Annotated in this window: 11 protein-coding genes and 1 pseudogene; 8 read left to right on the top strand and 4 right to left on the bottom strand. The window is 35.4% G+C overall.

Going from position 1 to position 10537, the window contains the following annotated elements; genetic code table 11:
• Positions 1-360 (top strand): ArsR/SmtB family transcription factor (locus tag BMX83_RS09695; RefSeq protein WP_091636494.1); only part of this gene is annotated, 360 nt, incomplete at its 5' end.
• A gap of 16 nt (positions 361-376) precedes the next feature.
• Entirely contained in the window at positions 377-988 is a 612-nt protein-coding gene (locus BMX83_RS09690; protein WP_034536057.1) for a CadD family cadmium resistance transporter, read from the top strand.
• A 106-nt stretch (positions 989-1094) separates the two neighbouring features.
• On the opposite strand, the gene BMX83_RS09685 is transcribed toward BMX83_RS09690, so the two are convergent.
• Positions 1095-1910 carry a cation diffusion facilitator family transporter gene (locus BMX83_RS09685; protein WP_245746661.1) on the bottom strand — a complete coding sequence of 272 codons (816 nt, stop codon included), beginning with the start codon at positions 1908-1910 and terminating at the stop codon, positions 1095-1097.
• 135 nt (positions 1911-2045) lie between these two features.
• The gene (locus BMX83_RS09680; RefSeq protein WP_034536054.1) at positions 2046-2360 is read right to left on the bottom strand and encodes an ArsR/SmtB family transcription factor; all 315 of its coding nucleotides are present in this window, start codon (positions 2358-2360) and stop codon (positions 2046-2048) included.
• A gap of 297 nt (positions 2361-2657) precedes the next feature.
• Here BMX83_RS09680 and BMX83_RS09675 point away from each other — a divergent pair, with 297 nt between their 5' ends.
• The 6 genes and pseudogenes from BMX83_RS09675 to BMX83_RS09645 all read left to right on the top strand — a co-directional run bounded on the left by BMX83_RS09675 (position 2658) and on the right by BMX83_RS09645 (position 8920).
• Positions 2658-4583, top strand: a complete 1926-nt coding sequence (locus BMX83_RS09675; RefSeq protein ID WP_087059230.1) for a heavy metal translocating P-type ATPase — start codon at positions 2658-2660, stop codon at positions 4581-4583.
• A 67-nt stretch (positions 4584-4650) separates the two neighbouring features.
• Entirely contained in the window at positions 4651-5337 is a 687-nt protein-coding gene (gpmA, locus tag BMX83_RS09670) for a 2,3-diphosphoglycerate-dependent phosphoglycerate mutase (protein ID WP_087059228.1), read from the top strand.
• Positions 5338-5442: 105 nt separating this feature from the next.
• Entirely contained in the window at positions 5443-6123 is a 681-nt protein-coding gene (locus BMX83_RS09665; protein ID WP_002325565.1) for an IS6-like element IS1216 family transposase, read from the top strand.
• A 56-nt stretch (positions 6124-6179) separates the two neighbouring features.
• Positions 6180-7463, top strand: a pseudogene (locus BMX83_RS09660) (heavy metal translocating P-type ATPase); the annotation flags it as partial.
• A 292-nt stretch (positions 7464-7755) separates the two neighbouring features.
• Entirely contained in the window at positions 7756-8307 is a 552-nt protein-coding gene (locus BMX83_RS09655) for a tyrosine-type recombinase/integrase (protein ID WP_023179913.1), read from the top strand.
• A gap of 412 nt (positions 8308-8719) precedes the next feature.
• Positions 8720-8920, top strand: a complete 201-nt coding sequence (locus BMX83_RS09645) for a hypothetical protein (RefSeq protein ID WP_087058441.1) — start codon at positions 8720-8722, stop codon at positions 8918-8920.
• A 94-nt stretch (positions 8921-9014) separates the two neighbouring features.
• Here BMX83_RS09645 and BMX83_RS09640 read toward each other — a convergent pair whose 3' ends face one another.
• Both BMX83_RS09640 and BMX83_RS09635 read right to left on the bottom strand, forming a co-directional pair.
• The gene (locus BMX83_RS09640; RefSeq protein ID WP_087058443.1) at positions 9015-9563 is read right to left on the bottom strand and encodes a DUF536 domain-containing protein; all 549 of its coding nucleotides are present in this window, start codon (positions 9561-9563) and stop codon (positions 9015-9017) included.
• 8 nt (positions 9564-9571) lie between these two features.
• Positions 9572-10537, bottom strand: a 966-nt coding sequence (locus BMX83_RS09635) for a RepB family plasmid replication initiator protein (protein ID WP_091636492.1), incomplete at its 5' end; no start/stop codon positions are given.

Here is a 10537-nt window from a genome sequence, read left to right as displayed (position 1 = left end):
GAAAACGTTTGCCAAGTGACTATCGTACATAAAGAAAAAGTAACTGTAATAAAAAATAAATTGGATCAAAAAGATTTTTCAAATTTACTTGTGTTAGGTAAATGTTTCAGCGATTCTTCTAGAATTAAAATTTTCTATGCTTTAGAAACCTATAAGGAAATGTGTGTCTGTGATTTAGCAGAAATACTTACTGCTAGCGTTGCTACAACGTCACACCATTTACGTTTTTTAAAAAAACATGGAATGGCAAAATCACGTCAAGATGGAAAAGTAGTTTATTACTCTTTAGCGAATGAAGACATCCTTTCCGCTATTCATGTTTTTTTAAAGTTATCAGAAAATCTATCTATGAAATCTTAGTTTGGAGGAAGTTATTTTGTTACAAAGTATTTTTTCAGCTATCGCTGTTTATATTTCTACCAGCATTGATTATTTGTTTATCTTGCTCATTATCTTTTCTCAAAGTCACACACAAAAAGGTATTCGACACATTTTTTGGGGTCAATATCTTGGAACAGGCATTTTGGTAGCTGTAAGTTTGTTTGCTGCTTATGTGCTGAATTTTATTCCGCAAGATTGGATCATTGGACTTCTTGGATTAATTCCAATTTATTTAGGTATCCGTGTCGCTGTGATAGGCGAAGAGGAGGAAGAAGAAGAGGAAGTCGTTGAAAAACTAGAATCTAGAGGAACCAGTCGGTTATTCTGGACTGTCGCCTTAATAACCATTGCGTCAGGTGGAGACAATTTAGGGATTTATATTCCCTACTTTACTTCGTTAGCTTTTTCAGAAATTTTAATTGCCTTAGTAGTATTCGTTATTTCGATTGCGATTCTTTGCTTTATCAGTTATAAGTTGGCAAAAATTTCCTTTGTTTCCGAAACGTTAGAAAAGTATGAACGAATCATTGTCCCAATCGTGTTTATTGGATTAGGAATCTTTATCTTGGTAGAGAACGGGACGATACAAACGCTACTAGGTTTTTAAAAAAATCATAATCACGAAAGATAAAAAGAGAGGCAGCGATTTGTTTAGTCGCTGCCTTTTTTGCTTTTCAAATGACGAAGTGTTTTTTAGCGTAGGACTGACTATCTTATGTGTTGTGGGAGTATCCCTTTTCAAGCTCTTCTTTGCTTGTAGTTATTTCTATTGTGATATGATTCTCTACGCTTGATTTGTGTGCGACTTCTGCAATTACTTCTTTTATTTCCCTAGCCTTGTCTATGTCTGAAGGGTCTATAAGAACCGTGACGATAAGGGCGTTTTCTTCCCCGTCCAGTGACCAAATGTGAAAATGTGAGAGGTCTTTTACAGCAGGAATGTTATTGATTGAATCAGCAAGTTTTTCTACGTTTACATTTTCAGGCGAACCATTCAATAAAATTTTCATTGTGGTGAAAAATTCAGGAACGGTTTTGTAGAGGATATAGAGTGCAATCAAAATCGATAAGATAGGATCCAGACGATATGCCTCGGTAAAGTTCATTAGAATACTCACAATCAAGACTCCAATCCACCCTAATACGTCTTCCAGCATATGGAGTTTCAACATACCCTCATTTTTGGATGTGCCTTTGCTTAAAATCCAAGCAGCATATCCATTCAATGCAATAGCTACGAGAGAAAGCCAGAACATGCCACTATAATTTACGGGTTGTGGGTCAAGCAAACGCGGCACACTACGATAGATCATAAAGAACGAGCCACTAATTAGCACAACGCCAGTTATCAGCGCGCCCAGTAAAGAAAATCGGTTATAGCCAAAGGTGAACCGTTCATCTTGTTTTTTCTCTGAATAACCTTGAAAAAACCAAGCGAATCCAATTGAAATAGAGTCCCCTAAATCATGAACTGCGTCAGACATAATAGACACACTATTGAAAAGAAACCCAAAGAAAAATTCACTTATGGAGAAAATAAAATTTATGAAGAAAGCAATTTTAATATTTTTTTCGGTTGATCCTGATGCGAGTGATTATGGTCTTTATCTGATTTTGACATTTTAAAAACCTCCTAAGTTTGTATGCTACATAACTAATTGGTTTTATTTTTCTAATTCATTGACATGAGTTAAGACTTGTTCGAGAATACTAAAAACATGAAGGTCATCTAAACTGTAAAGCATACTTTTTCCTTCTCTTCTTGATTTTACTAAGCGTGCGTCTTTCAACGTTTTTAATTGATGAGAAATAGCGGACTGTTCCATGTCCAGAGAAATAGCTATATTTCCAACACTACACTCTTTTTTCTGTAAAAGAAAGAGAACCGACAATCGTGTAGGATCACTAATCACCTTAAATAGTTTGCTTATTGACAGAATAGATTCTTTATCGATTGGAGAAGTTGTTTTTATATCCATAGTGTTTTTATTCCTTTCATATGACCTTTCGTTCATATCTATATTACCATATGAGCGAAACAATGCTAATCTTTTGTTTATAAAAGAGAAGTTGCGTTCTCTTTATCTTGACAAAACGTATATAGCGATATAAAGTGAGAACATAAACATATGATTGGTTAGCCATATGTAAAGTGGATTCATTACGATTTACTTTTGGAATAGACGAAAGGATCCAGAAATAGCGGAAATTTTGTGATTCAAGAAGTAAATGATGGAAAACAAAGGACTTATAAATTATATAGGGAGGCAATATAAATGGAAACTGTCCAAAAACAACAGTCTCAAGAAAAGCATAATCATAATCACAACCACGGTCACGATCATGGGAAAATGCCAGTCGTTTTGTACTTTGTTGGTTTAGCATTAGCCATAATTGCGTTATTTCTAGATGGAGAAAATAGTTTATTACAAAATAGTTTGTTTTCAATTGCTTCGATTAGTGCGGGCTACCATGTTATTCTTCTTGAAGGAATTGGAGAAACGATTGAGAATACAAAATCTAAAAAGAGATTTACGCCTAACTCCCATATCTTAATGGGATTAGCTGCATTGGGGGCCTCACTGATCGGTAATTTCTGGGAAGGAACATTGCTGATTCTCATTTTCTCTGGGGCGCATTTTTTAGAAGATTATGCTGAAGGTAGAAGCAAACGAGAAATCACAAAATTACTTGAAATGAATCCGACGACTGCAAGATTAATCATGTCTGACGGAAATACAAAGATTGTTGATGTCAATGAACTAAAAGTAGGGGACCAACTCCAGGTACTGAACGGAGATCAAGTACCTATTGACGGAGTCATTTTAACTGGGAATACCTCCATTGACGAATCTTCTATCAATGGAGAAAGTATCCCTAAAGAAAAATCTAAAGGAGACGGGGTTTTTGGGAGTACGATTAATGGAACGGGTAGTTTCACAATGGAAGTCACAAAAGAAAATAAAGATACTGTCTTTTCAAAGATTTTACAATTAGTTAATCAAAATCAAAATAATCAAACGAAAGCTGCCAGTATTATCCAAAAGTTTGAACCGAAATATGTGACAGTTGTTTTAATTGCGATTCCACTCTTCATATTACTCACACCTTTGATGTTAGATTGGACTTGGTCACAAAGTATTTATAGAGGATTAGTTCTTTTAGTCGCAGCTTCTCCATGTGCTTTAGCAGCAGCTACCGTATCTGTAACATTATCAGCAACCTCTAATCTAGCCAAAAGAGGCGTGCTTTCAAAAGGAAGTTCTTATTTGTCGCAATTAGCCGATATTCAAGCCATTGCCTTTGATAAGACGGGAACCTTAACGAAAGGAAAACCAGAAGTAACCAATTATTATTTTGCTGATAGCGTAAACGAAGAAAAGATGATTGATATCGTAGTGGCTCTTGAAAAAGAATCTAATCATCCCTTAGCAGATGCCATTCTAAGAAAATTTGAACAAAAAAATAAATTAGATATGGAAGTAGAAAATCAAATTGGTAAAGGATTGACAGGAGATTACAAAGGTAAAAACTATCGTATAGGTAAGCCAACTTCTTTTTCAAATGTTGCAGATAAATACATTCGCCTAAATGATGAGTGGGCTTCAGAAGGTAAGACAGTCGTATACGTATCAGAAGAGGAAAAAGTTGTAGGACTTATTGCCCTTATGGACATTCCTAGTGAAAATGCAAAAGAAACGATTGAGTACTTCAAAAAACAAGGTATACACACTACCCTAATTACTGGAGACTCAGAAATGACGGGAAAAGCAGTTGCTAAACAATTAGGAATAGATGAAGTAATTGCGAATGTCATGCCGGAAGACAAATCACGTATTATAGACGAGCAAAAAGAAAAATATGGTGTAACAGCAATGGTGGGCGATGGTGTAAACGATGCACCCGCGCTTGTGAATGCTGATGTGGGAATCGCTATGGGTGACGGAACCGACGTTGCGGTAGAGGTATCTGACCTGGTTTTAATGAAAAATGATTTATTAAAATTAGTCCAATCCCATAATATTTCTTCTAAAATGAATCGTGTCATTTGGCAAAACATTATTTTTTCTATGGCTGTTGTCGCCTTTTTAGTTATAGCTAGTTTATTGGGTTTAACCGATATAGCGATTAGTGTCATTATCCACGAAGGAAGTACTTTGGTTGTTATACTAAACGGACTTCGATTGCTACGGTCTACCTAATCAACTGATAGTTAATATTAATGGGTATAAGAAAAAATCGATTAAATAATGAAGGTAGGGGATAAACGTGAAAAGAGTTGTCTTTGTGCGCCATGGTCAAAGCGAATGGAACGCGTTGAATCAATTTACTGGTTGGGTGGACGTTGATCTTACGAAGTTAGGGCTGAAAGAAGCTCACGAAGCGGGACTTAAAATCAAAAGAGCTGGATTAGAGTTTGATTTAGCCTTTACTTCTGTTTTGAAACGAGCCATTAAAACTTGTCACATTATCTTAGAGGATTCCGATCAACTCTGGGTACCTGAAATCAAAACCTGGCGTTTGAACGAGCGCCATTATGGAGCTTTGCAAGGACTCAACAAGGAAGCGACTGCTGAGAAATTTGGTATTCAGCAAGTTCAGATTTGGCGTCGATCCTACGATACGCTGCCTCCACTAGCAAAACCAGAGGATCCTAATTCTGCTTTAAATGATCGACGTTATGCCCATTTACAAAAACGGAGTATCCCAATGGGTGAGAACTTGAAAATTACGTTGGCCAGGGTTATTCCCTTTTGGGAAGATGAAATTGCACCGGCAATTCTAGATCAGAAAACCGTCTTAGTAGTTGCCCATGGTAATTCCATTCGAGCGTTAGCGAAATATATGGAAAATATACCTGAGGATAAAATCATGGAACTAGAGATACCGACAGGACAACCACTTGTTTATGAATTAAATGAGGGATTAGAAGTTATTAGAAAATATTATCTTTAAGTCAGAGAGCTCGTCATAGGAAGAAATTTCTGGTTCTGTTGCAAAGTTTTAAATCTACTATCAAATAAGGTAGAATAATAGAAAAAGATAGCAGGAGGAATGACGATGAATCATTTTAAAGGAAAGCAATTTCAGCAGGATGTGATTATTGTAGCCGTGGGCTACTATCTTCGTTATAACCTTAGCTATCGTGAAGTTCAAGAAATCTTATATGATCGTGACATTAACGTTTCTCATACGACGATTTATCGTTGGGTGCAAGAATATGGCAAACTACTCTATCAAATTTGGAAAAAGAAAAATAAAAAATCCTTTTATTCATGGAAAATGGATGAAACGTACATCAAAATTAAAGGAAAATGGCATTATTTGTATCGAGCCATCGATGCAGATGGTTTAACCTTGGATATTTGGTTACGTAAAAAACGGGACACACAAGCAGCCTATGCTTTTCTTAAGCGGTTAGTGAAGCAGTTTGATGAACCGAAGGTTGTAGTCACAGATAAAGCCCCCTCTATTACAAGTGCCTTTAAGAAACTAAAAGAATACGGCTTTTATCAAGGGACAGAACATCGTACCATTAAATACCTGAATAATTTGATTGAACAAGACCATCGTCCAGTAAAGAGACGCAATAAATTCTATCGAAGTTTACGCACTGCCTCTACCACGATTAAAGGCATGGAAGCCATTCGAGGATTATATAAGAAAACCCGAAAAGAAGGCACTCTCTTCGGGTTTTCGGTCTGTACTGAAATCAAGGTATTATTGGGAATCCCAGCTTAAATCATAGATACCGTAAGGGATTTTATTCTTTATTTAAAACTTTGCAACAGAACCCAATTAATGGAACAGGTAGCTTCACGATGAAAGTCACCAAAGAAAACGAAGATACAGTATTTTCAAAAATTTTACAATTAGTGAACCAGAACCAAGATAACCAAACAAAAGCTGCGAGTATTATCCAAAAATTTGAACCCAAATACGTCACAGTTGTTTTAATTGCCATTCCGTTATTCATGTTATTGGCACCTTTTCTACTTGATTGGACATGGTCACAAAGTGTCTATAGAGGATTAGTCCTTTTAGTTGCAGCTTCACCGTGTGCTTTAGCAGCAGCTACTGTCTCGGCAACGCTATCGACGACTTCTAATTTAGCCAAAAAAGGAGTCCTTTCAAAAGGTAGTTCTTACCTGTCTCAATTAGCCGATATTAAAGCAATTGCATTTGATAAGACGGGCACCTTGACCAAAGGAAAACCTGAAGTAACCAATTATTATTTTGCTGATTCCGTGAACGAAGAAAACATGATTGATATCGTAGTAGCTCTTGAAAAAGAATCCAATCACCCTTTAGCAGATGCTATTCTAAGAAAGTTTGAGCAAAAAAACAAACTAACTATTGATGTAGAAAACCAGATTGGTAAAGGATTGACAGGAGATTACAAAGGGAGAAATTATCGTATAGGAAAACCGACTTCGTTTGATGATGTTTCAGATGAGTATAGTCGTTTAAATAATGAATGGGCTTCAGAAGGTAAGACAATCGTGTACGTAGCAGTAGATGAAGAGGTTCTAGGCCTTATTGCCCTCATGGACATTCCAAGTGAACATGCAAAAGAAACCATTGAGTATTTCAGAAAACAAGGTATACACACCACATTAATTACTGGTGACTCAGAAATGACGGGAAAAGCGGTTGCTAAACAATTGGGAATAGATGAAGTGATTGCAAATGTCATGCCGGAAGACAAATCCAGAATAATAGACGAACAAAAAGAAAAATACGGTGTGACCGCCATGGTTGGAGACGGTGTAAATGATGCTCCTGCTCTTGTTAATGCAGATGTGGGAATCGCTATGGGAGATGGGACTGATGTGGCAGTAGAGGTATCTGATTTAGTTTTAATGCAAAACAATTTATCTAAATTGGTACAATCTCATAATACTTCTTCGAAAATGAACCGTGTTATTTGGCAGAATATTATTTTTTCAATGGCCGTTGTTGTTTTTTTAATTGTCGTTAGTTTCTTGGGCTTAACGGATATTGCCATCAGTGTCATTATTCATGAAGGAAGTACTTTGGTTGTTATTTTGAATGGACTTCGATTGCTAAGGGCAGTCTAAAGAATGATTGCACACCTTCAAATTAATCGAGTAATAGAGATAATTAAGGATTACACTACATTTTTTGTCTCTATTACTTATTTATATTTATCTAGATGTTCAAACTCAAAATGATATGTCAACCACACTCTTGTGGCGTAACTTGAATACAAGATACATGAAATTAGATAAAAACGTGTATCCGGAATCCTATTCCCATAGGGTTCTTTTTTTATACCGGTGTCCAATACATGATTTCGTGTTATAATGAATGAAATCATGTATCCGTTTTGTGAGAGGAGAGCACATTTCAATGAGTTATAACGTCCAACCCTTAAGAACGCAGCAAGAAATCAACGACTTTTTATTCTGTTTGAGACGCAACAAAAACGCCGAACGCGACGTTTTCTTGTTTTTGATCGGCATTAATAGCGGTTTACGCATGTCTGATATCGTGAAATTAAAGAAAAAAGACGTGATTTCCTCGAAAAACCCACGTATTGTGGAGCAAAAAACCGGAAAAACACGCATTTTATATTTAAGCAGCCTGCAGGAGTTGATCCAGGACTACACGAAAGACCTGGAGCCAGAAGATTATTTGTTTCCCAGTACTAAAGGCGGTCATTTAGAAGTCAATACGGTCTATCAGATGTTTCAAAAGGTCGCCGCACTATTAGATCGGGACGATATCGGCACGCACACGCTGCGGAAGACATTTGGGTATCACTATTATAAGAAAACCAAAGACGTGGCTACACTCATGGAAATATTCGGTCACAGCAGCGAAAAAATCACCAAACGCTATATCGGAATCAATGAAGACGAGATTAGCGAGACTCTACTTAATTTTAGGCTAGGATTTTAATTTTTACTGGCAACCTTAAATATAAAATAGGTTAATATGTAAGCTAAAATTATTTCCAAGATAAATATTAAAGGATATAGCAAGATGACGCCGGTATTTTCTTCAGTAGGATAAGGTATTAGGTGGCCAAAGAAAAAAGAAACTATCTCATTAATGAGATACCAAAATACGATAGTTAAAAAACTTTTTAAAATAGATTTCATTATTACACTCACAATCTCCTATCCCTTTATTTTGCTTATTTCTGTCACTCATATGTTATCAAGATTCGTTTTACTATATTATACAGCTTTCCCTTTACTAACGATAATGGTTGGGTAGGATTTTATATGAGCAAAGGGTATAATGCAGCAGGAAAACATGTTGCAACCAAATACAAAACGAAGTAGCTATATAGGTTAGAGGTGAGTTTATGTTTAATAAATATAAAGAATTTACAGAAAAACACCCGTATGCTCATGTCATATTAATAATGCTATTTACCAGTTTTATCGGTATTTCAATTGAATATATAGTAAATAAAAAAATTATCGGTGGAGGGTTATATACAGCTATAGCACTTACTTTAATTGAACTTTTAAGAATCAGAAGAAGAGATAAAGAAAAAAGTTAATTTTTCAATTGTCCTTAAAAGTATTAGTTAACATAATCGCGCCTATGATAATAAATTAAAAACCACATTTCCCAAACATTAGGGAATGTGGTTTTTATTTCCAAATCTGCCACCATTTCTTTTTAACATATTGTTTATTTGAATCAGGTTGTTCTTTTTTTTCGTTCTCATTAGCTTTGATCTGTAACTGTAGCAATTCATTTTGCTGATTAGAATGCAAAGTGAGCTGCTGTTGTTGATCTAATAGTTTATGTAACTCGGATAACTGCTTGTCTTTCTGCTCAAGCTGTTTTTGATAATTTTCTATTATTTTTATAGCAGTATCTGATAAGTTATTTTCGGAAACCTCACTGGTTATCGTAGTTTTCGACTTGGTTTCTTTAGTTATCGGTTCTGTTTGCGTATTTTCTGATTTAGTTCCTTTAGTTTTCGAATTATCGGTTTCTGGTTTCTGGTTTTCGGTTTCCGAAAACGAGACAATAAACGTTGATTTGATAGCTTCTTGTCCTTCTTCGCTAATTACAAATTTATTTCCGATTTTGGAAAAAAATTTATTTCGCATATCTGGAGTTACTTTTTTATGAATGGCCGTCTTACTGACGCCTATTTCATCGGCAAGTTCTTTAATTGTTTTTTCCGCCATCGGAATCCCTACCCATCTAAATCTTGTATTTTAACGGTTTGTAAATATTGCTCAATAGATCGTTTTAGATACTTCACAATATTTCGCAACTGAATGCTAGCACCGTCTTTATGTGTCGCTACATAACTGATATGGTCTTTCACTCCGTTTAACCCGCGTAACTCTTTTAACTCATCATAAAGTGGATACACCTGTTTTTGTAAATCGGCCATTCTAGAAACATCTTGCATATCTCTAAATCCAATTAAGAAATTTTCTCCCAACAAGGTCGTATACTTGCTTTGGACTGCTTTGTTAAATAAGTTTTGCCTTTCTTTCTCTTGTTGAGCTTTATCTTTTTGATAATCCAAGTCGTTTTCCTTATAAGGCAGTAGAGATTTTGTTTTTTTCTTTTCTATATGAAATTGAATCCCAGCAATTGAGCGACCTTTTTTAATTTTGTCATAAGTAATAATGAAATGTGTGTACTCGTTTATTTCTTCTAAGGATGATTTTAGGACGTTTTTTTCAAAATCAAACATTCTTTTATAATCATTTAACGTATTTGTCATCCTACGTAACTCCTGAATATCGATATAAGGATTCTTCATTTGTTCGATTTGTTTTTTTGTACGGTTTGTTGAATCTTTATATGTTTCAAACTGATTGAAGTTCATGGAAAACCATTTATATAAAATAGTACTGTATTTACTGTTTAACTCTATGATATCAGTAATCAGATACTGAGTGAAATTCCGTTTTAGATCAATCAAGTAAGGCATGATGTCATCTGTAAATTTAATGGCCACAGTATCATTGTAATCGTTCCATTCACTGCTCGATATAGGAGAAATTATTTTAAAATTCCATTTACCTTTTTTGTTTTCATCTCGTACTTCGAAAATAGATTGCTGATGAAGAGTGGTAAGGGCACTCTTGAAACGGGCATGTCTGTCCTTATCTGTAGCTTTAAAGAAAGAAAAGAGCGTTTTTTT

Source organism: Alkalibacterium gilvum (genome assembly GCF_900109085.1).
In the GTDB taxonomy this organism is placed as follows: Bacteria; Bacillota; Bacilli; order Lactobacillales; family Carnobacteriaceae_A; genus Alkalibacterium; species Alkalibacterium gilvum.
The sequence above is the reverse complement of the archived record's forward strand: the minus strand, read 5'-3'. Positions and strand labels throughout refer to the sequence as shown.